Annotated in this window: 19 protein-coding genes; 3 read left to right on the forward strand and 16 right to left on the reverse strand. The window is 61.9% G+C overall.

Annotation, left to right across the window (positions count from 1 at the left end; genetic code table 11):
* Positions 1-6 precede the first annotated feature (6 nt).
* The 11 genes from I6F35_RS10520 to I6F35_RS10570 all read right to left on the reverse strand — a co-directional run bounded on the left by I6F35_RS10520 (position 7) and on the right by I6F35_RS10570 (position 9,396).
* Positions 7-996 carry an oligopeptide/dipeptide ABC transporter ATP-binding protein gene (locus I6F35_RS10520; protein ID WP_225117589.1) on the reverse strand — a complete coding sequence of 330 codons (990 nt, stop codon included), beginning with the start codon at positions 994-996 and terminating at the stop codon, positions 7-9.
* Positions 974-1,990 carry an ABC transporter ATP-binding protein gene (locus I6F35_RS10525; RefSeq protein ID WP_225117590.1) on the reverse strand — a complete coding sequence of 339 codons (1,017 nt, stop codon included), beginning with the start codon at positions 1,988-1,990 and terminating at the stop codon, positions 974-976. Before I6F35_RS10525 ends, I6F35_RS10520 begins: the two co-directional genes overlap by 23 nt.
* Before the next feature lies 1 nt (position 1,991).
* Positions 1,992-2,837 (reverse strand): ABC transporter permease, encoded by an 846-nt coding sequence (locus tag I6F35_RS10530; protein WP_225117591.1) that lies wholly within the window; start codon positions 2,835-2,837, stop codon positions 1,992-1,994.
* Positions 2,838-2,841: 4 nt separating this feature from the next.
* A complete protein-coding gene (locus I6F35_RS10535; RefSeq protein WP_225117592.1) occupies positions 2,842-3,810 on the reverse strand; it encodes an ABC transporter permease in 969 nt (322 codons plus the stop codon).
* A 15-nt stretch (positions 3,811-3,825) separates the two neighbouring features.
* A complete protein-coding gene (locus I6F35_RS10540) occupies positions 3,826-5,367 on the reverse strand; it encodes an ABC transporter substrate-binding protein (protein ID WP_225117593.1) in 1,542 nt (513 codons plus the stop codon).
* A 126-nt stretch (positions 5,368-5,493) separates the two neighbouring features.
* Positions 5,494-5,928 carry a PaaI family thioesterase gene (locus tag I6F35_RS10545; RefSeq protein WP_225117594.1) on the reverse strand — a complete coding sequence of 145 codons (435 nt, stop codon included), beginning with the start codon at positions 5,926-5,928 and terminating at the stop codon, positions 5,494-5,496.
* The gene (locus tag I6F35_RS10550; RefSeq protein ID WP_225117595.1) at positions 5,925-6,938 is read right to left on the reverse strand and encodes a zinc-binding dehydrogenase; all 1,014 of its coding nucleotides are present in this window, start codon (positions 6,936-6,938) and stop codon (positions 5,925-5,927) included. Before I6F35_RS10550 ends, I6F35_RS10545 begins: the two co-directional genes overlap by 4 nt.
* Positions 6,939-6,957: 19 nt before the next feature.
* A complete protein-coding gene (locus tag I6F35_RS10555; RefSeq protein WP_225117596.1) occupies positions 6,958-7,146 on the reverse strand; it encodes a M14 family metallopeptidase in 189 nt (62 codons plus the stop codon).
* Complete coding sequence (locus tag I6F35_RS10560; protein ID WP_225117597.1) at positions 7,143-7,997, reverse strand: VOC family protein; 855 nt, start codon at positions 7,995-7,997, stop codon at positions 7,143-7,145. Before I6F35_RS10560 ends, I6F35_RS10555 begins: the two co-directional genes overlap by 4 nt.
* Positions 7,998-8,060: 63 nt before the next feature.
* Positions 8,061-8,795, reverse strand: a complete 735-nt coding sequence (locus I6F35_RS10565; protein WP_225117598.1) for an aspartate/glutamate racemase family protein — start codon at positions 8,793-8,795, stop codon at positions 8,061-8,063.
* A 265-nt stretch (positions 8,796-9,060) separates the two neighbouring features.
* Complete coding sequence (locus tag I6F35_RS10570) at positions 9,061-9,396, reverse strand: hypothetical protein (protein WP_225117599.1); 336 nt, start codon at positions 9,394-9,396, stop codon at positions 9,061-9,063.
* 296 nt (positions 9,397-9,692) lie between these two features.
* Between I6F35_RS10570 and I6F35_RS10575 the strand changes: the two genes are divergently transcribed.
* Positions 9,693-10,508 (forward strand): 4'-phosphopantetheinyl transferase superfamily protein, encoded by an 816-nt coding sequence (locus I6F35_RS10575; RefSeq protein WP_225117600.1) that lies wholly within the window; start codon positions 9,693-9,695, stop codon positions 10,506-10,508.
* Positions 10,509-10,517: 9 nt separating this feature from the next.
* On the opposite strand, the gene I6F35_RS10580 is transcribed toward I6F35_RS10575, so the two are convergent.
* From I6F35_RS10580 to I6F35_RS10590, 3 genes are all read right to left on the reverse strand, one after another.
* Positions 10,518-11,816: a lysine N(6)-hydroxylase/L-ornithine N(5)-oxygenase family protein gene (locus tag I6F35_RS10580; protein ID WP_225117601.1), complete on the reverse strand. Its 1,299-nt coding sequence runs from the start codon at positions 11,814-11,816 to the stop codon at positions 10,518-10,520.
* A 22-nt stretch (positions 11,817-11,838) separates the two neighbouring features.
* Positions 11,839-12,900, reverse strand: a complete 1,062-nt coding sequence (locus I6F35_RS10585) for a GNAT family N-acetyltransferase (protein ID WP_225117602.1) — start codon at positions 12,898-12,900, stop codon at positions 11,839-11,841.
* Between the two features lie 222 nt (positions 12,901-13,122).
* A complete protein-coding gene (locus I6F35_RS10590; protein WP_225117603.1) occupies positions 13,123-14,826 on the reverse strand; it encodes a cyclic peptide export ABC transporter in 1,704 nt (567 codons plus the stop codon).
* A gap of 297 nt (positions 14,827-15,123) precedes the next feature.
* Between I6F35_RS10590 and I6F35_RS10595 the strand changes: the two genes are divergently transcribed.
* Both I6F35_RS10595 and I6F35_RS10600 read left to right on the forward strand, forming a co-directional pair.
* Positions 15,124-16,182 carry a siderophore-interacting protein gene (locus I6F35_RS10595; RefSeq protein ID WP_225117604.1) on the forward strand — a complete coding sequence of 353 codons (1,059 nt, stop codon included), beginning with the start codon at positions 15,124-15,126 and terminating at the stop codon, positions 16,180-16,182.
* 75 nt (positions 16,183-16,257) lie between these two features.
* Positions 16,258-17,085, forward strand: coding sequence for an ATP-binding cassette domain-containing protein (locus tag I6F35_RS10600; RefSeq protein WP_225117605.1), 828 nt, complete (start codon positions 16,258-16,260; stop codon positions 17,083-17,085).
* Positions 17,086-17,112: 27 nt separating this feature from the next.
* Here I6F35_RS10600 and fhuB read toward each other — a convergent pair whose 3' ends face one another.
* Both fhuB and I6F35_RS10610 read right to left on the reverse strand, forming a co-directional pair.
* Complete coding sequence (gene fhuB / locus I6F35_RS10605; protein WP_225117606.1) at positions 17,113-19,119, reverse strand: Fe(3+)-hydroxamate ABC transporter permease FhuB; 2,007 nt, start codon at positions 19,117-19,119, stop codon at positions 17,113-17,115.
* Positions 19,106-20,035: an ABC transporter substrate-binding protein gene (locus tag I6F35_RS10610; protein ID WP_225117607.1), complete on the reverse strand. Its 930-nt coding sequence runs from the start codon at positions 20,033-20,035 to the stop codon at positions 19,106-19,108. Before I6F35_RS10610 ends, fhuB begins: the two co-directional genes overlap by 14 nt.
* Between the last annotated feature and the right edge of the window lie 39 nt (positions 20,036-20,074).

A 20,074-nucleotide genomic window follows, 5' to 3' on the forward strand; every position in this document is an offset into this window, starting at 1 on the left:
TATCAGCTAACTGGCGACGCTCACTGCTCGTGGCAGCTCCGCCGGCTGTTCAAGCAAGTCGTAATGGCAAGCCACCATTCGGCCGCCGGACACCTCTCGCAGCACCGGCCGTTCCTTGCCGCAGCGTTCGCGCGCCATCGGGCAGCGTTCATGGAAACTGCAGCCTTGCGGCGGATTGAACGGGCTTGGCAATTCACCCTGCAGGATCTGCTTGGCCCGGACCCGCGCCAATCGCGGATCGGCAACCGGGGCGGCCGCCAGCAGGGCGAGCGTGTAAGGATGCGCCGGCTGCCGCCATATCTCTTCGCCGCTACCGCTTTCGACGATGCGACCGAGATACATTACGATCAGACGGTCGGAGATATGCTCGACCACCGACAGGTCGTGGGAAATGAAAAGAAAGGAGACGCCGGTCTGCTGCTGCAGGTCCTGCAACAGGTTGATCACCTGCGCGCGCACCGAAACGTCCAGCGCCGACACCGGCTCGTCGCAAATGATGACCTTCGGTCGCAGTGCCAGCGCGCGCGCAATGCCCACGCGCTGGCGCTGGCCGCCGGAGAACTCGTGCGGATAACGCCGCTCGGCATCCGCCGGCAGCCCGACCTGCCTGATCAACTCGGCGACGCGATCGCGAATGTCGCGGCGCGACCAGCCGGCGACGCTGAGCGGCTGGCCGATGATGGTGCCGACGTCGTGGCGCGGATTGAGCGAACTATAGGGATCCTGGAAGATCATCTGCATGTCCTTGCGGACGGACTTGAGCTGCGCGTTCGACATGCTGGTGATGTCCCGCCCGTCGAGCACGACGCGGCCGTCGGCGCTCGGCACCAACCGCATGATCGCCTTGCCGAGAGTCGATTTGCCGCAGCCGGACTCGCCTACCAGGCCGACGGTCTCTCCGGCTTCGAGCTCAAAGCTGACGTCGTCGACCGCGCGCACAGTGCCTTGCGCGGTCTGGTACTGGACGCACAGGCTAAGTACGGACAACAGCGGCATGTCGCGACAGCTCCTCTTCGGCGGCGAAACACGCTGCGGTGCGCCCCGGCAACAGCGGCATCAGGCCCGGCCTCTCCGCGCGGCAACGCTCGAATGCATCGGGACAGCGGTTCTGGAACGCACAGCCGGCCGGCAACTGCGATAGTGGCGGCACGCTGCCTCCGATCTCCGCAAGCCGCGTGCCGCGCCGGCGCGTCGCCGAAGGCGTGGCGCCAAGCAATCCCCGGGTGTAGCGATGCAACGGCCGCTCGAACAACGCCTCGACCGGCGCTTCCTCGACCTTGCGGCCGGCATACATCACCACGACGCGGTCAGCGGTCTCGGCCACAACGCCGAGGTCATGCGTGATGATGATCAGCCCCATGCCCGAGCTCGCCTGCAACTCCTTCAACAAGGCGAGGATTTGCGCCTGGATCGTCACGTCGAGCGCCGTGGTCGGCTCATCGGCGATCAAAAGCTTCGGCCCGCAGGCGATCGCCATCGCGATCATGACGCGCTGGCTCATGCCGCCGGACATCTGATGCGGAAAATCGTTCAGCCGCCTCTCGGCATCCGGGATGCGCACCTGGCGCAGCAATTCGACGGCACGGGCATGCGCCTCCGCGCGCGAGACGTCATTGTGCCACTGGATCGCCTCGATCAACTGGTCGCCAACAGTAGTGACCGGATTGAGCGAGGTCATTGGATCCTGAAAGATCATCGAGATGTCCTTGCCACGGACCCGCCGCATCTCGCGATCGGACAACGACGTCAGCTCGCCGCCCATGAAACGTACACTGCCGCCGACGATCTTTGCCGGCGGATACGGGAGAAGCTGCATGACCGCGAGCGCCGTCAGCGATTTGCCGCAGCCCGACTCTCCGACGATCGCAAGGGTCTCACCGGCGGCAACCGTGAGCGACAGCCCGTCGACCGCCGGCAACACGCCCCGTCGCGTGAACAGCGACACCTGCAGCTGGTCGATCTCGAGAATCGGACCGTTGCCAGTCGCCATGTCAGCGATCCCTGAGTTTCGGATTAAGCGCATCGTTGAGACCATCGCCGACCAGGTTGAGCGCGAGCACCGTCAGCATGATCGCCAGTCCTGGCACCGCGCAGATGTACCAGGAGGTGCGGATCAGGGTCCGGCCGTCACCGATCAGCCGCCCCCAGCTCGAGACGTTGGGATCGCCGAGCCCTAGGAACGACACCGCGGATTCGAACAGCACGGCGCCGGCGATCACGAGCGAAGACAGCACGATCACCGGGGGCAGCGCGTTCGGCAGGATCTCGCCGAGCATGATGCGCAGGTTCCCCATGCCCATGGCACGGCAGGCCTGGACGAACTCGCGATCGCGCAGCGCCATGAACTCCGCCCGCGTCAATCGCGCAATCGGGGTCCAGGTGACGATGCCGACCGCGATCGTGACATATTCGATCTTCTGACCGAGGATTGAGACGATGGTCAGCACGAAGATCAAATTCGGAATGGTCTGGAACAGCTCGGTGAAGCGCATCAGCATTTCATCGATCCAGCCACCGAAATAGGCGGCGGTAGCGCCGACCGTGATGCCGATCAGCGTCGCGGTGAGGCTGGCGCACAGCCCGATCAACAGTGTGGTGCGCGCGCCGTAGGCGATCATCGCGGCGATGTCCCGGCCAAGCGAGTCGGTGCCCAAGGGGTAGCGCGAATTGACGAAAGGCCAGATCTCGGGACGGCCGACGATCCGTAGGGGATTGCGTGGGAACAGCCAAGGCGCCGCTACCGCGACGCCGATCACGACGATGACGAGCAGAAGGCCGACCAGCGCGGCACGGTTGCGGGCGAACCGGCGGGCAAAATCGATCGCGAGCCCGAGCATTCGCCTACCTCGCCCGGATGCGCGGGTCGAGCCGCAGATAGAGCAGATCAACGGTCGCGTTGGCGACCGCCACGAGCAGCGAGCCGAGCACGAGCACGCCGAGCACCATCGGAAAATTCCGGCTCATCACGCTGTCGAACAGCAGGCTGCCGATGCCGGGCCAGCTGAACACGGCCTCGATCACAACGGAGCCGCCGAGGATGGTGCCGAGCTGGAGGCCGAGCAGCGTCACGATCGGGAGCAACGCGTTGCGCATGACGTGCGCGAGCACGACGCGTGCCGGAGAAAGCCCCTTGGCGCGGGCTGTGCGGACGAAATCGAGCCGGAAGACTTCCAGCATCGAGGCTCGCATGACGCGTGCATAGGTCGCGGCATAGAACAATCCAAGCGCGGTCGCCGGCAGCACCAGATGATGCATGACATCGAGCGCATCGGCGAACGCGCCGTTGCCGGCTCCGATCGTCCGCATGCCGCCGACCGGAAACCAGCCGAGTTTAACGGCAAACAGGACCGTCATCATGATGCCGAGCCAGAAACTCGGCGCGGCAAAGAAGAATACCGCGGCAAGCGAAATCAGATTGTCCCAGATCGTATTGACCCTGACGGACGCCAGCACGCCTGCCGTGACCCCTACCAGCAGCGCCACCGAGGTTGCCGCCAGCATCAAAATCACCGTCGCCGGCAGCTGGTCCATGATCACGTTGAGTACCGGCGCGTTCTGCCGATAGGAGAAGCCGAGATCGAGCCGCATCACCGACCAGATATACTTGGCGAGTTGCACCCAGGTCGGCTGGTCGACGCCGTAGGTGTGCCGCAGCTGATCCAGCATCGCCGGGTCGGAGATCTGCTGCTCGGCGGTCATGACGTCGAACAGGCTGCCCGGCGCGAGATGGATCAGCACGAAGTTGAGCACGATCACCGCCAGGACCAGCGGGATCACCTGAGCCAATCGCCGAAGCACGATGCGGTTCAAGTCGGCTCTCCTTGTCTAGCGATCGAGCCAGAGTTCGGCCCAGCTTTCCCCCATGAAATCGGCGGTGGCCGAATGATTGCGGACATCGGATCGGACGATCGTCACCGGCTCCAGATCGACCATAGGAAGCAGCGGACCTTCGATCGTGGCCAGGCGATCGAAATCCTTGGCCAACGCGATGCGCTTCGGCTCGTCGGTCTCCACCGTCATCTTGGCGACGATCTCGTCGAGCTTCGGATTGGAATAGCCGGTCGCGTTGCGGAACGCGGCGCCCTTCACGATGCCGTCGGTGGTGTAATATTGCGTCGTGCTCGGGATCAGCTCGATACTCCCGGAATTGTTGGAGATCGCGACGTCGTAGTCGTAGTCGCTGTAGATCCGCTTGAGCGAAGTGGCGCGATCCGGCACCGCGAGGTCGACGGTGATGTCGAGGTCCTCGAACGCCTGCTTCACATATTGACCGATCTTGATGTTCTCCTCGAACCAGCCGGCCGAAACCAGGCTGAGCTTGAAGCGCGAGCCGCCCTTCACTGGGAAGCCCGCAGCATCCAACGCCTTCCCCGCTTTCTTGACATCGAATGGATAGTCCTGGACGTCCTTGGTGAAGAAGATCGCGTTTGAACTGTGCACCGCGCCGAGCGAAGGACGGGCGCGGCCGAAGAACACGGTGTCCGCGATGAACTGCCGATCGATCGCCTGCAACAGGGCCTGCCGCACTTCCCGCTGCTTGAAGATGTCGCGGCGCTGGTTGAACTCGATGGTCGTGACCCAGGCCGAGTTCGCATAGCCCTTGGTCTCGGCAATGAATTTGCCACCTGAGGTCAGCCGCCCGATGTCCGGCATCGGGATCGGATTGAAGGTGCCGATATCGAGCTGCCCCGCCTCGAAGGCCGCCGCCCGCGACGCCGGATCGCGCCACCAGCGGATGACCAGGCGATCGAGATAAGGCAACCCCGGATTCCAGTATTTCTCGTTGCGCAGATATTCGACATGGCTGCCGCGCACCCATTCCTTGACCTTGAAGGGGCCGGTACCGACGGGCGTATTGTTGATTGGATTGGTGATGATGTTGCTGCCGGCATAGATATGCTTCGGGATCACGAGGCCGGATTTTCCGGCCAGCACCGATTTGAGGAAGAACTCAGGAACTGGCGCCTTGAACTTCAGCACCACAGTGAGCGGGTCGACAGCCTCAGCGCTCTCAAGCGTGTCGAGCGAGACGCCGGCCGAGATCGGCTTCCAATACTGCATCGCATTGAAAACGACGTCCTCGGCGGTGAACGGGTTGCCGTCATGCCAGGTGACGCCTTCGCGCAGCTTGATCGTGTAACTCTTGAAGTCGGCCGATGGTTTGATGTCGACTGCCAGCACCGGCTCGAACTTCAAGTCCACCGTCAGGCGGATTAGACGCTCCAGCACCTTCGTCGAGGTGAAATACGGGCTCGAGCCGCCGCCCGGCGGCACGAACAGGGATTGCGGCTCAAATCCGCCCCAGGTGCCGATCAGCGTGCCGCCGCGCTTTGGCGTTTCCAGCCCGGCAAGCGCAGCTCCGGCCATGCTTGATGCCAGCGCGGCCCCCGCCGTGGTGATAAGAAAGTCACGTCTCGAAAACCTGCTCATCGTGGCCCCTCTATGATTTGAGTGAGAGCGGCGCTCATTGCGGCGCCTGCTCCGTTCCCGTCGTTACTTTGCATCCAGCGTCGAATAGGTGCCCCTTCCGATCGCCAGCAACGCACCCTTCTCGTCGAACACGTCGACGTCGGCGACGCCGACGCTCTTGCCGGCGCGCCGCACGCGAGACACTGCAACCAGCGCGGTATCGACCGCGGGCCTGAGGTAGTCGACGCGGAAATTGACGGTCGGCAGGCCTCGTCCGACCATCATGCCAACGGCGAAGTCGCCGACGGTGTCGATGACGGAGGCGATGACGCCGCCGTGCCATTGCTTCGAACCGGGACGACGCTCGAATTCCGGACGCATCTCCGAGCGCATGGTGACCTCCTGCTTGACCGGGTCGGCATCAATGACGGTCAGGCCGAGGAACAGGTTGAACGGCGAGACATCCAGCATCTTCTGGATGTCGGCCGCGGTCAGGGTAATGACATCTCCCTTGCTCACGGCGTCACCACGACCTTGCCGAACACTGCGCGATCCTCGATCACGCGCACCGCTTCCTTGGCCTCCTCCAGCGGATAGGACTTATCGATCAGGACCTGCAGCTTGCCGGCCTGCACCAGATCGAACAGCTTTTCGATATCCTCGCGCTCCCAGCCGTTGGAGCCGAGGATCTGCAGTTCGAAGGTCCAGATAAAGCGGATGTCCTCGGTGGGCGCAAATCCGGCCGTGGCGCCACAGGTCAGAAGGCGGCCTCCCAGCTTGAGGCAGCGGAGCGACTTCACCCAGGTGTCGCCGCCGGTGAAATTGACCACCACGTCGACGCCGCCGCCATCGACGAAACGCCGGCGATGCGGCTTGCCGTGGCGCTCGAAGATCGCCTTCATGAAATCGGTCTGCGTGTAGAGAATGATCTCGTCGGCACCGAGCTCCTTGAGCCGCCGCCCCTTCTCCTCGCTTCCGGCGCAGGCGATCACATAGGCGCCCGCGAGTTTGGCAAGCTGCACGCAGCAGACGCCGACGCCACCGCTGGCGCCAAGGATCAGCACTTTTTCGCCCGGCTTGATCTTGCCGATCGTGTTCATCATGCGGATCGCGGTGCCGTAAGCCACCGGCAGCGCCGCAGCCTGCTCGAAGCCGACATTGTCGGGAATCTTGACCAATTGATGCGCCTTGGCCCGGCAATATTCCGCGAGCCCGCCATCCTGGGTCTCGCCCATCAACCCGCCTTCAACGCGGTTGACCGGATCGATCAGCACGCGATCGCCGATCTTCCAGCCGGTGACGCCAGCGCCGATCTCCGCGATTTCGCCGACCACGTCGAGGCCGATGATGACAGGCAGCGGTACCTTGATGCCGGGCATGCCGCGGCGGGTGAACACATCGTGGTAGTTGATCGAGGAGGCCTTGACCCGCACGACGACGTCGCCCTCACCGGCCTTCGGCGTCGGATAATCCGGCACGAATTGAAGCTTGTCGTTGTCGCCATGTTCGCGAAGGACTAGGGCACGCATCTTGTCATTCAGCTCCGTGTTAGGCCGCCGCGGCAAGCGACCAGGTCGCCAGTCCGTCAATCGCCTGTTGAGTTATCGAGATTGCCTGTTCGGTCGTTTGCTCGCGCCAATTGGCCGATACCGGCACGAAGCAGTCGTGAAGATCAGCTTTCAGACGCCGAACCCGCTCGCTTTTACGCTCGGCTTTGAACTTGAAATTGATCGTCATGGCGCGGTGAACCCAAGAGCGACATTGGCGGCGTCCACATGGCTGACAACAATGCCGTCGACGTAAGGGCGGTAGCCGATCCGCGCATTTTCGAATACCGCGCGCGGGACATCGAGCGACGGCACCTTGAACACGAGCGCAACCATGCGGTCCGAGCCATCCTCGCTAACGAGGGCTGAGCCGGCATAGCGCTCCGCTATCGCCGACGGCTCCAGCACACGCACGGTGGCGAGGCCGGCGCGGAACGACACCCCACCAGCGATCTCAGTGAGCAGAGGCAGCCCGAACATTCGCTCATACAGCGCAGCGGTCCGCGATGGCGCCCTCGACGCGATGACGAATTCGACAATGTCGATCGCGCCATTGGCGTGTGCACGCCACTCCGGCCGGTAAACCAGTTCCGGGGTATCGTGGTGACAGAAGAAGGTGCGGCCGTTCTGCACCTCGTCGCCGCTGACGCGAACCACCCTGAAGCGCGCATCCTGTGCGCCGCCTGGAAGTGCAACCGGGCGCGAAAAGCTCATCGGCGCCTCGGCTGGAACACCGCGCTTTTTCAAGGCGGCAAAGACGAGATCGGGGTCGACTGACTTGAACACCAGCCCGGTCAGCCCGGGTGGATGCGCCCACAGATCGGCGCGCTTGGTTTCGTTCCCCGGCAGATATCCGAGCAGCTCCAGGTAATTGTCGCCAAAGATCGCGAGATTGTTGCTGGAGCCAAGCGAATGATGACCACGCTCCGTCAATTTGAAGCCGAGCCGGCTGTATTGCGCGGCCGCCTCGTCGAGCTTCCCCATCACGTTGATGACGGCATGATCGAGAACGGGCTTCACTGCATCGATGGTCAAAGCCATGTCACTCACTTCTTTACAAACCGACCCACGGCTCGCAGATTTCGAGGCAAGATCGGTGCCACTTCAGGAAAGTGCGCCCTGCGCCGCACGCGGATGCGACGCCTGTTTCGTCATGGAGAAGTCCACGGCAGCATCGGCGTGCAACATCGTCGAGTCGAACACCGGCAGATCAACGTGTTGCGGACCGACCAACAGGCAGATTTCCGTACAACCGAGGATCACGCTGTCGGCGCCGCCTAACTTCCCGCGTGCGATGACATCGAGGTAGAGCTGGCGCGAGCGGTCGCTGACGACGCCCTGGCACAACTCATCGAAGATGATGTCATGAACAGCGATACGATCGGCTTCGTTGGGCACGATCGGATCGAGCCCGAACTGATCGCGCAGACGCTGCACGTAAAAATCCTGCTCCATGGTGTAGCGGGTCGCAAGCAGCAGCGGACGCGTACATCCGCCCGCCTTGATTGCGTGCGCGGTGACATCGGCGATATGCAACAGCGGGATCGACACCGCCTGCTGCACCTCGTCGGCGAGCTTGTGCATGGTATTGGTGCAGATCAGAAGGCAGCCGGCGCCGCCCTCCTCCAGCTCGCGGGCGATATTTGCAAGAATTTTGCAGGCTTCGTCCCACCGCCCCTGCTTCTGCAGGTTGACGATGGCATCGAAATCGACCGACCTCATCAGGATTTCGGCCGAGTGAAGTCCGCCTAACCGGGTGCGAACTTGTTCATTGAGCCGTCGGTAATAGACAGCGGTACTTTCCCAACTCATTCCGCCAATCAAGCCAATCGTTCGCATTTCCTGCTGCTCGCTCCACGCGACATTTCTGCCTTGTGGAAAGACTAGCAGCGCTGTTGCGCAATCCGGTTGCGTATTAGCGACTTATAGAGCCCTCTATCGGAAAATAGACTTCATAGTTCGACCGGAAACGGCAATAGGATTTCACGACGGCACACATCGTCGACTCGGACATGCTACGGGGGACATTTGCTGCCCGCGGGAGTGTCCGATCCTGAGGGGCACCATCAAGCGGCCGCTCTGGAATCAGAGCGCCATCCGCCGGCTACGCGCTGATGATTGCACCGCTGGAATTGGCGAGAATACGGGTATCCCTTGTCTTCGACTTGATGGCGCCTCTGCGAAACTCGAAGCGACAGATCACGCTATCCAGGCTTTCGTCCACGCGACGAAGCCGTGTGCCGTGAAGCTCCAGCCACCTTTCAATCCGGCGAGCGGTCAATCGCCCCAATCCACGTTGCCGAAGCAAATCATCCCTGGTGTGGAGCGACGCGATCTCCACGATGTAGTCAAGTCGCGCTGACATCGTTCGACTGACGAATCCTGCATACTTGCTGCGGACCAATATTTCGACGACCCGCTCCGGCAGGTCAGGTTCCATGGCGTCTCTTACGTGAGAAAGGCGGGGCGCTTTGGCGTGCATGGACATACGATCGTAGACGCTTTCACGGGGTGGATGAGAGATCTTGGTGCGTCCGCGCCACTGGCGCGACAACGCTGGATATCAGAGTCGTTCTAAAAAACCGGTGGTTGATTTTACCGACAACACACGGAAGCTTCGATCTCCATCACGGGCCATTAGATGGATTCTAATCCGTGTTCCTTCCCAATCGGCGCGCCCCGTAGCAATTCGCGGAGAGCATTGAACGGGCGTCGCTTCCCATTGGTCAACCTTGCATGAAAAACGGAGGCTATATCGGACGGGAAGGCTTCGCCTCGTCGCTCACCGCGTCCCAGGCGACAACGGCGGTCGCGTGGGCAATCGCTGTCAAGCGTATCATGCCACATGACAATGAGTTGCACGTGCGATGGTTGCCTCATCCGAACCATCCAGTTCCGGTCGGTGGACTGGCGCTTGGGGAGATCGCATTCTGGCTGGCCGCGGTCTCCTCACCTGAAGAAGGCGCTGTGCCTGGCCACACCGCACTTGTTCTTGAGCAGAGTGCCGCGCTGCTTGACGCGCAGGAGACGAATTACCTGGCGCGGCTGCGGCATCATGAGGATCGGCGCAGCTATCTCGCCGCGCATGCCGGGGCACGTCTGATTCTTGGACATGCCGTAGGCCAACCGCCGAATGCCCTGCAGTTCGGACCGGCGGCAAATGGCAAGCCGGTCCTTCTCGACCATTCGAAAGAGATCGACTTCGGCCTCAGTCATGCCAGGGGCGCCGTTGCTGTTGCGGCAGCACGCATGCCGATCGGGGTCGACGTCGAGCCCCTGCGTGAACTGGACCATCTGGATTCCATGAGCGAGTTGGTCCTGGCTGCGGAGGAACAGGCTGTCTTGCGGAAGACGTCGAAGGTGTCCCGGTCTCGACTATTTCTCCGCTATTGGACCCTCAAGGAGGCATTACTGAAAGCGGCCGGACTAGGCTTCGCAGTCTCCCCGAATACGGTCATGATCGATGCAGGACCGACGCCAATGGTCCTCTCGCTACCTCCACAGCTCGGATCTGTCGCAGAATGGCACCTCATCGCCCCCTCCGACACGTGACGGTCGAGCTCAGGCAATAAGCTCACGTCGAGAGATCGTCAGCACCAACGACTCCGCAATTTCCTGCGAGCGCGTGGCGAGAACGGAAAGTAATGTGTCGCTGAGGCCATGCGACATCTCGGAATAGCCCTGAAGATGGATTTGCGGGCGGAAGGCCGGGCTTGTCACCAGCCGGTAGTTGCGATCAAGCGTGCTTCCTTCCAGGTAGCGTCGAATCGGTTCCAGAAACGCGTGTGGCGTAGTCCTGTCGTAGCCCGTCGCGAGGATGACAGCATCATAGGTACCGCGGTGAGTACCACCGTCGAACCTATCCACCGTCGCAACGTCAATGCCATCAGGCCCGGCGCCGACATTCGTGATTTCGCTTCGCGGGTGCAGCTTGATACCGGCCGAGCCCTTGACGCGCTGCTGGTAAAGCAGCCGGTACAACTGATCGAGCAAATCGGCGTCAACGACGGCATAGTTGGTGTTTCGGAAGTTACGCACGATGGCCTCGCGCCGCTCGTCGGGCTGGGCGAACATGAAATCCGTGTAGTCCGGATTGAAAATTTCATTCACGAACGGGCTCGAGTCAGATGGCTTCAGCGCATGTCCGCGAAAGATCAGATCAATATTCGCTTGCGGGAAGCGGTTGTGCAGATCGACTGTCACTTCGGTCGCGCTCTGGCCGCCTCCGATCACCGCGACTCTCGCCGCTCTCGCTTCAAGTCCGACAGCCTCGATCGCATCGAGATATCGGCTCGAATGAAGCAATCTCGAATCATCCGCGATCTTCTCGAAGATCGGAGGTACATAGGCCGCCCCACCCACCGCAACCACCAGATTCCTCGCAAGCCGCATGGTCTCGCCGCCCGCAAGCGTGCGCGAGTGAACCCGCAAGGATGTCACGGACTGCCCGGCAGTTACCGGCTCAACAGCGATGATCGTCTCGCCATAGGCGACGACGGACCTGAATTGACCTGCCACCCAGCGCAGATAATCATTGAATTCCACACGGCTCGGATAAAACGTTCGGCAATTGATGAAATCCAGCAGACGCCCGCGCTTGTGCAAATAGTTCACGAACGTGAACGGACTGGTCGGATCTCGCAGAGAAACCAGGTCCTTGAGAAACGAGATTTGCATGTCGCTGCCCGGCAAAAGCATGCCGCCGTGCCAGGCGAAATGCGGCTGCTTCTCGATGAACAGAGAGCTGCACCTCAGCCGGGATTTAACGGCGCATTCCTGAAGCGCGATCGCAAGCGCAAGATTGGAAGGCCCGAAGCCGACACCGATGACGTCGTATTCGATGGCAAGGTGTTGGGACATGAGGTGCGTTCCGTTTGCGCGATTAAGCTGCGGCTGTCGAGCCGGTCGCGACCGGCAACCAGAGTCGATCGCCGAAGAAGCGCTCGCGCAGCAGCATAACCAAGGTCGCCCGCTTGTGCGGAAAGTCGAAATTCTTGATCTTGGCAAACCCGGAGACTTCCAGATTGCGCAGTTGCTGCAAATGCGCCGCGGCGGGCTCTCCCACGATCCGCTGCGTCCGGCAGTCATCGAGGAACATGTAGTGCATGAGCGACGGCAGCCACGCGCTGATGTAGCGCCGGCCGCGGTATGCGTCCTCGCCGACAACGACGTGCCAACCGCGATCGTAATCATCCGCATCGTAAAAGGGAGCGATGCGATTCTCCTTGGCCCAGTAAAGCTCGAAATAGCCGAAGGGTGCGTTGCCGAAGTAGCCGATCAGCGGCAGCATGTGCGGATCCACCAGTATCTTCGATAGATACGCTCGGTGTTTCTCCAGGTCTCCGGCTTCGTTCCAGAACGCATCGACGCGGGGGTCGTTCATCCAGCGATGGAGCAGATCAAGGTGACCATCCAGGCTGGCTACTCGAAAGGTGATGGTTTCTGCGAGCCAGGGGATGAAGCGAGCATAGACCAGGCCGCTTGGCTTGGGCGCGCGTCGCGGATGTCGCTTGCCATCCGTCATAACGTAGAGCTGCGGTAACGGGGACCGTGCCGCGTCCACAAGCCAATTGTCGCGACGCTGCATCACAAGCTCCGGAAGCAGTGTAAGGTTATCTCCGGTCATCACGGCAAGCCCGTGATTCAAGAGCTCGCTTGCAAGTTTTTCCCGGTCTTCCACGTCAAGAGCGAGCCGATCCAACCCTGGACGCCAACCGAATATCGCCTCGACCGCCCCTGAGACCGCACGCAAGGCAAGCTGCGGATCGTCTGGAGCAGCCAGCATTTTCAAGTATTTTGATTGTTCCTCAACGCGCAGCCGCATCAGCGGTACATCATTCGCAATAACGTGCAGGTCGCGTTCGTCTTGAACGACGGTCATCGCGGGACCTGGACCGATTGGAAACACATGAGGTCCTGTCGCGGAGCTCAGAGCTCTGTTCATCTGGCCCTCGTATTGCGAACACCACAGCGTGCAACAAGGCAGGCTGCTCTAGCACGCGATGTAAAGCACTCCGGCAGATGAAGACAAGAAATGCGCCGTGCCCGCAATTTAGATTCTGTACAAACCTATTTCGTGACGCGGGAACGGAACCTTTTCTGCCGACTGCATTCTCCCTCCGGATATGCCGCAACTGATTTCAAACTGTCGCGAACGAACATGAGGTCACGGAGAAGCCCTGCTTGGCTTCAGCGACGGCTGGATGACGCCGTCATCGTTAACCTGATCTGTGACAACCTTGCCATGGCGAAGACGCACGAGATGATCCGCCATGGCAAAGTAGCGGTCGTCGTGCGAAATCACGATGATCGTTTTGCCGAGACGCTTCAGGTCCGGCAACAGCTCGGTGTAGAAGATATGCCGGAAGGCCGGATCCTGATCTGCCGCCCATTCATCGAAGACGAGGACTGGCCGGTCCTCGATCCAGGCGTTCATCAGCGCCAGCCGCTTGCGCTGCCCTGTCGAAAGATCGGTCGTCGTGAAGACGCCGTTCTCGACCGACACCTTATGGGCGAGTTCCAATCGCTCAAGGTACCGCTCTGCCATATCAGGCACGCTCCTCGAATTCTCTGGGAGATCCTCAAAGAGGTAGTAGTCGGAAAAGATGGTGGTGAAGAGCTGGCGGTAGTCGTCGCGCGTTTCCACGATGACGGGTACGCCATCGCGCAGCACCGTGCCGGACTGGGGCGTGTAAAGACCCAGCAGCAGCTTGATCAGTGTCGTCTTTCCGCTGCCGTTCTCTCCGACGATGAAAACGATATCGCCGCGTCGAATGCACAGATCGATCGGCCCGAGAACAAAGCTTTCGCTGCCGGATACCCGTTGAAAGCCATAGGACACACCACGGAGCTCGATCGACTCGATCCTGCCCGAGATCTCCGCGGCGGCCGCCGACGTCGCCAGAAGGCCCTGCTCAGGCGTCGAGAATTGCTCTGACAGCTCGGCTATGCGGCGTATCGCCACCTGCGCGCGGCCGAGCGCCGGCAGGATTCCGATCACCTGGTCGACCGGCCCTCGCATATAGAGAAGAACCAGGACGAAACCGCTTGAGACCGACGCCGGACTGTCCGGCCACAGGAACGGTCGCAAGGCAAGCGCCACGCCGATCACGACGAAGAACAGGATCGTGCCGAGCGCCCGCGCAGTCACGAACAGGTTGATCGACTTGATCTGGATCTCACTGATCCGGTCAACGGTGCGCTGAAGCTGGTCGACATAGACGCGCTGACGGCGCGACCGGTTCAATCGCAGTTCCTTTGCGCCTTCCGCGATCGCCCGGTAGTGCTTCTGCAATTGGTCCTCGGAATCGCGCGCCGCGTTGAAGCCCTGCACGCCTCGCGTTCGTGCGTAAGCGTGCGCGATCGAACCGAGGATAATGACCAATCCCGTGATGAGACAAAGCGGCCACGACAATATCGCCAGGTAAACCAGGCAGCCGATCGCGATGACAAGCGACACGAAGAACGAAGAAAAAAAGAATGCGAAATCGCTGATCGTATCGACGTCGTGCGTAAGGACGGGGATCAGGCGATGCGTTCGGTAGATTTCGAGCTGGTCGATCGGCGCCAGCAGGATCTTCGCGGCAAGCGACTTTCGAAGCGCGCCGATGATGCGCTGCCCCACATAATTGGCGCTGACATCAGCGCCGACGGAGCCGATCAGGATCAAGAGACACAGGCCCGCGAATGCGCCAAGCAACGTCGCGGCGTCGTGCTGCTCGGCGTAGAGCCCGCGATTGACGAGTGCAAGCAGACCCGCAACGCTGGCGCCGCCGACGAGGCCCAACAGGCTCCCTCCCAGAACGATCTGCCAATAGGGTTGCAGCAGATGAAAGATTTGCGCAGTGAGGCTGTTTCGTGAGGTCATCATGGGCATCACGTTCGAGCGGGGAGCGGCGAAGCTACACGGTTCATCGTCGCGCGAACAGCCTTGCCAAAATTAGATGGACGATGACAGCGGCCCTGTGAAGCAGATGACCGTGTTTCGATGGATTCTAATTTGCGATTCGAAGCGTGTTCAATAGAACCGTCGACCGGCGGCTGTCTTTGAATTGGCGCTTGATAGGCAGGCGAAATGCCAAGGGCAGCATTGATACATCGTATTGCGACAAGCCGGAACTCCGCAAATCAATCGGCCAGCGTCGGCCAAGCGCGGCTGGAGGAAGACTTGGATTGGCTGATCTCTGAAACACGCATAACGCTTGTCGATCCCGCCGGTCTTGCGGCCCGAATGGTGGAGCATTTGGCCGAACACGAGGTCGCCGTTGAAACAAACAATGGCGTCATGGTGGCGAGGTTGCCGTATGGAACCAGTACCCTCGCTGTTGAAGCGGAAGCACTCAGGATTCGCGTCGAAGCAGCCGACAAGGGCAATCTCGAGGTACTGCGTTCGGTCGTCGCCTCCCATGTCGTTGAACTGGCGGACGGTGAGACGCCAACGATCGTATGGCTGGGCCATGAGTCCGGAAGCACGTTTGCCAATTTCCGCGAGGTACGGCTGAAAGCCTCGTTCGATCTCACGCCTCACATGCGGCGCCTGACCTTCGTCGGAGACGACATCGCTCGCTTCGCGAGCAACACGGATCTGCACGTCCGGATGTATTTTCCGCCTGATGGTCTCGAGAATCCTGAATGGCCGCGACCCGCGCCGGATGGACGCGTCTTGTGGCCCGAACCGGATCGGCGGCCGGCGCCGCGCTACTATACGATCCGTCGAATCGACACGCGCGCGGGCGAGATCGATATCGACTTCGTGCTTCACGAACAGGCCGGGCCGGGATCGGATTTCGCCCTTAAGGCGCAGCCTGGTGCGATCTGCGGAATGGCAGGTCCGCTCGGACGCAGTATTCGCCCCGCACGCTGGCTGCTTCTGGCCGGCGATGAAACGGCACTTCCGGCCATCGCGCGCATTCTCGAGGACTTGCCGGCGGCCACATCCGGCGAGGTCTTGATCGAGGTCGCCGATGCCAGCGAGGAGCTTGCGCTCACGGCGCCTTCCGGCATGTCGATCCGCTGGCTGCACCGCGGCAATGCCCTCCCCGGCTCGACGCAGCTCTTGGCTGAGGCCGTCAACAACGTTCGGTGGCCTGACCATCCCGACGTCTTTGCCTGGGTCGCAGCCGAGACACAGGCAGTGCGAACGATACGCAAATATCTCCGCGATGCGCGTCATCTCGCGCGCGAGCAGCATCTTACGGTCGCGTATTGGAATCTGCGGCAATCATGATGTCCGGCGTCCTTTCCGGCAGAGACTCACGATTGCGGCTCGCCAGCAAAGAATAGCCGGGCCGAGCGGGATATCATGCACGTACTTCGTTCCACCACCCCAACCCACCAGCCGTCGACCAGGCTTGCCGCCTCATTGTTCGAACTGGAGCATGTCAGCTTCACGGTCGCAGGACGCACGCTCCTCGAGCCGCTGACACTGACGCTTCCCGCCCGCAGGGTCGTCGGCCTGATCGGCCATAACGGCTCAGGCAAATCGACCCTGCTCAAACTCCTGGCCAGGCAGCAGCCGAGTTCGTCGGGCACGATCCGTTTCGAAAGACAACCCCTGGCGGCGTGGAGCGATCGGAGATTTGCCCGCAAGGTGGCCTATCTGCCGCAGCAGACTCCGCAAGCGGCCGGCATGCTGGTCAAGGAATTGGTCGCGCTTGGCCGCTACCCCTGGCATGGCGCGCTTGGCCGCTTTGGCGAGGTTGATCGCCGCAAAGTCGCTGAGGCCATCAAGCTCACCGACATCGAGCCGTTCGCGGATCGCCTGGTTGACACTTTGTCTGGCGGCGAACGTCAGCGGGTCTGGATCGCCATGCTGGTCGCGCAGGACGCCGAGTGCCTGCTGCTCGACGAGCCGATATCGGCGCTCGACGTGGCGCACCAGATCGAAGTGCTGTCGCTCGTGCAGCAGCTCGCTCGCGAGCGCAATCTCGGCGTCCTCGTCGTCCTGCATGATGTCAACATGGCCGCACGATTCTGCGACGAGATCATCGCGTTGCATTCGGGCAAGCTCATCGCCCGAGGGTCTCCGGATCAGATCATGACGCCGACGCAGCTCGAGGCCATCTACGGCATTCCCATGGGAGTGGTGCCATCACCGGATAGCAACCGTCTTATCAGCTTTGCACGGTGAGCGAGAACGGTGGGTCTACGCCACACGTCATGCGTGCCGGGGACGTAGCAGCCATAGCAGATAGGGGCCGGCGATCATCATGGCGAAAATGCCGGCCGGCATCTGAAACGGAAATATCACCACGCGGCCCGCCCAATCCGCCATCACCATCAGAATCGCTCCGATCAGGGCCGCGAGCACGGCATGATGAAGGGCTCGTTGCGCTCCCATCATCCGCGCCATGTGGGGGGCCATGAAACCGACAAGACTGAGCAGTCCGACCATCAGCGTTGCGGTTGCCGTCAGCAGAGCGGTAAGCAGCATGATGAGCATGCGGCCTCTGGTCGTCGGCACGCCGACCGAACGCGCCGCGGCCTCGCCGAGCGGCAGGATGTTCAGCCATCGTGACAACATCGGCACCAGAAGCAGCAGGACGAAGGCGGCAGCCGCAAGCACCGCGGCCTCGGCCGGCCCGATCTGATAGAGCGAACCGGTCAACAATGATAGCAGCATTCCGATGCGCGGATCACCGGTCGCAAGCGCGATCGCAATGATTGCCCCGAAGGCCGCCCCCATCGCGACACCGGCCAGCAGGACCCGCTCGGGACTGAATTCGGAACGCCGGCTGAACAACAGGATCAACGTCAGCACGATGAAGGCGCCGATGCCTCCGGCGCCAATCTGTGCCAGACGCGAATGGGAAGGAAAGAGGTAGAGCAGAACGATCACGCCCATCGCCGCGCCATAGCTGATCCCCATCAATTCCGGCGCCGCCATCGGATTTCCGGTCATGCGCTGCAGCAGCGTGCCCGCCACCGCAAGGCTGGCACCTGCCGCCAGCGCCGACACGACGCGTGGCCAGCGCCATGGCAGGAATTCTTCAATGCCGGCCAGACCGCTCCAGCTCCAGCCGTTGGAGCCCACGCCGGCGGCGAGCGCGACCCAGACTATCAGCAACAGCAATGCAATAGCGAACAGGATCACCCGCCAGGGATGATCAAGACGTGGCGGAACCGACGGTGTGAGGCCGCCCACCGGCGCCGCAGCCCGCAACCGCGGCAGCAACACCAGCAGCATCGGCGCGCCGATCAAGGCAGTCGCCGCGCCGGCCGGCATTTCGCGATAGCCGGGCGGAATCAGCAACACAAGTTGGTCCGCCAGCCACAGCAGGCCGGCACCGCACAGTGGTGCCCAGATCAGCCGGTCGCCGAAGCGGCGCGCTCCCGCCAACATGGCGAGGGCAGGTGCCGCAAGGCCTACGAAACCGAGGACGCCAACGACGCTGACGACCGAGGCGCTCAACGCGATCGCGATGCCGAGCGCGCAAACGCGCGCCCAGGTGAGGCCGAGGCCAAGGTTGCGTGCGGTTTCATCATCGAAGCCGAGCAAGGTCAGCGGGCGGATCATCACCGCGATGAGCACGATAGCGATGAAGAGCCGTGGCGCAAGGAAGGCGACGTTGCTCCAGTCCTGCTGATTGAGGAAGCCTGCGCCCCATATGAACAGGCCGATGAGATATTCATGGTTGATCAGGACCAGAGCCTGGGTGATGACCGCGCAATAATATCCGACAATCAGGCCCGCCAGCACCAGCGCAACCGGAGATAACGCGCGGCGCCAGGTGAGAGCGAACACGCACATGAACGCAAGAAAGCCGCCGACCACTGCAACCCACTCGCGGCCAAAAGCGAGCAGCGACGGCACCCACAAGGTGGTCACGGCAAGCGCAAGGTAGGCTCCGTTCGACACGCCGAGCGTGGTCGGTTCGGCAAGCGGATTACGCAACACCTGCTGGCAGACCGCGCCTGCCAGACCAAGCGCCGCTCCGCCCAGCAATGCAATGGCGATGCGCGGAAAGACGGTATAATGCACCAGCATCTGCTGTGGGTCCGTCAGCTCGGGTCGCCACAAGACCGGCAGCCAGGCCGCGACAGGCAGATGCGTCGACAGATCGCGACACGCGAGTGCACCGGCGGCGGTAAACAACAATCCGACCAGCATCGCCGGATGCATGCCGATGCCGGACCGGACGGAGGACGCGTCAACCCTGCTCATTCGCATCCTGTGGCAGCCGTTCGGCCAGAAGGCGCGCGAAGCGCTCCGCTGCCGGAACACCGCCGTAAAAGAATTGGTTCCCAAGGACGGTCAACCGCCCTGATCGGAGGAAGGGCAAGGTCCGCAGCACGGGGCTCGCCGTGAGCAAGGCCTTGATATCCGCGACCCGTGAACTCATGAGGACCAAACGCGCGTCCGGAACCACAGCGAGCCGTTCAAGGCCGACACTGGTGTGCCCCCACGGTCCACTCTGCCCGGTCCAGGCGTTCTTCAGCCCGAACCGATCGAGCACATCCTGGTAAAGGCTGTTCGGACCGAACACGAGCGCCCGATTGCGGGCGATCTCGCTGATGAGATAAAGCGGCCTGCTTGCGGAATCGCGCAGCCTTTCGCGGCTCTCGTCCATCACCGCATCGAAACGCGCAAGATAAGCATTGCATGCGGCCTGTACACCGAGACGCCCGGCCAACTCGATCGTCGAATTCCGCGCCATTTGCAGCGGATGAGTGCCGGGCTTGAAGATCGTGAACACCTCGACCGGTGCGATCAGCCTGAGCCGCGGTGTAGCGGCGGCGAGGCTCGGATCAATGATGATCAGCTCAGGCGCGAGGCTTTGCAGCAATTCGAGATTGGGCTCCGACCGCAAGCCGACTTCGTGGACGGCAGGCGGAATCTCCGGCTCGACCACGAGCTTGCCGTATCGCTCGATCTCCGGAATCACCAACGGCACGACGCCGAGGGCAAGCAGGGTCTGCGCGCAAGCCCAGCCAAGGCCCGCGACACGCGGCACGGCCTGCGACAGCGCGGGCTGTGCCATCGCCAGCGGCGAGCGGTCCAGCAACGCCCCGCCAAACCCAAGGCCCGCCGCGAGAAGCGCACGGCGAGATAGCCAATCAACGTTCTCTGGTCGGTTCATCGGGCGCCGCCGCGGTGGAGGCCGGAGCGATGATCACGG

It is taken from the genome of Bradyrhizobium sp. BRP22 (assembly GCF_020194175.1).
Classification (GTDB): Bacteria; Pseudomonadota; Alphaproteobacteria; order Rhizobiales; family Xanthobacteraceae; genus Bradyrhizobium.

Excerpts from the sequence above, each read along its gene's own strand:
- I6F35_RS10580 (WP_225117601.1), bottom strand. The coding sequence starts at position 11,816 with ATGTCCCAACACCTTGCCATCGAATACGACGTCATCGGTGTCGGCTTC.
- I6F35_RS10590 (WP_225117603.1), bottom strand. The coding sequence starts at position 14,826 with ATGATGACCTCACGAAACAGCCTCACTGCGCAAATCTTTCATCTGCTG.
- I6F35_RS10610 (WP_225117607.1), bottom strand. The coding sequence starts at position 20,035 with ATGAACCGACCAGAGAACGTTGATTGGCTATCTCGCCGTGCGCTTCTC.
- I6F35_RS10550 (WP_225117595.1), bottom strand. The coding sequence starts at position 6,938 with ATGCGTGCCCTAGTCCTTCGCGAACATGGCGACAACGACAAGCTTCAA.
- I6F35_RS10540 (WP_225117593.1), bottom strand. The coding sequence starts at position 5,367 with ATGGCCGGAGCTGCGCTTGCCGGGCTGGAAACGCCAAAGCGCGGCGGC.
- I6F35_RS10555 (WP_225117596.1), bottom strand. The coding sequence starts at position 7,146 with ATGACGATCAATTTCAAGTTCAAAGCCGAGCGTAAAAGCGAGCGGGTT.
- I6F35_RS10600 (WP_225117605.1), top strand. The coding sequence starts at position 16,258 with ATGCACGTACTTCGTTCCACCACCCCAACCCACCAGCCGTCGACCAGG.
- I6F35_RS10525 (WP_225117590.1), bottom strand. The coding sequence starts at position 1,990 with ATGGCGACTGGCAACGGTCCGATTCTCGAGATCGACCAGCTGCAGGTG.
- I6F35_RS10585 (WP_225117602.1), bottom strand. The coding sequence starts at position 12,900 with ATGAACAGAGCTCTGAGCTCCGCGACAGGACCTCATGTGTTTCCAATC.
- I6F35_RS10530 (WP_225117591.1), bottom strand. The coding sequence starts at position 2,837 with ATGCTCGGGCTCGCGATCGATTTTGCCCGCCGGTTCGCCCGCAACCGT.
- I6F35_RS10560 (WP_225117597.1), bottom strand. The coding sequence starts at position 7,997 with ATGGCTTTGACCATCGATGCAGTGAAGCCCGTTCTCGATCATGCCGTC.
- I6F35_RS10570 (WP_225117599.1), bottom strand. The coding sequence starts at position 9,396 with ATGGAACCTGACCTGCCGGAGCGGGTCGTCGAAATATTGGTCCGCAGC.
- I6F35_RS10565 (WP_225117598.1), bottom strand. The coding sequence starts at position 8,795 with ATGCGAACGATTGGCTTGATTGGCGGAATGAGTTGGGAAAGTACCGCT.
- I6F35_RS10575 (WP_225117600.1), top strand. The coding sequence starts at position 9,693 with ATGAAAAACGGAGGCTATATCGGACGGGAAGGCTTCGCCTCGTCGCTC.
- I6F35_RS10520 (WP_225117589.1), bottom strand. The coding sequence starts at position 996 with ATGCCGCTGTTGTCCGTACTTAGCCTGTGCGTCCAGTACCAGACCGCG.
- fhuB (WP_225117606.1), bottom strand. The coding sequence starts at position 19,119 with ATGAGCAGGGTTGACGCGTCCTCCGTCCGGTCCGGCATCGGCATGCAT.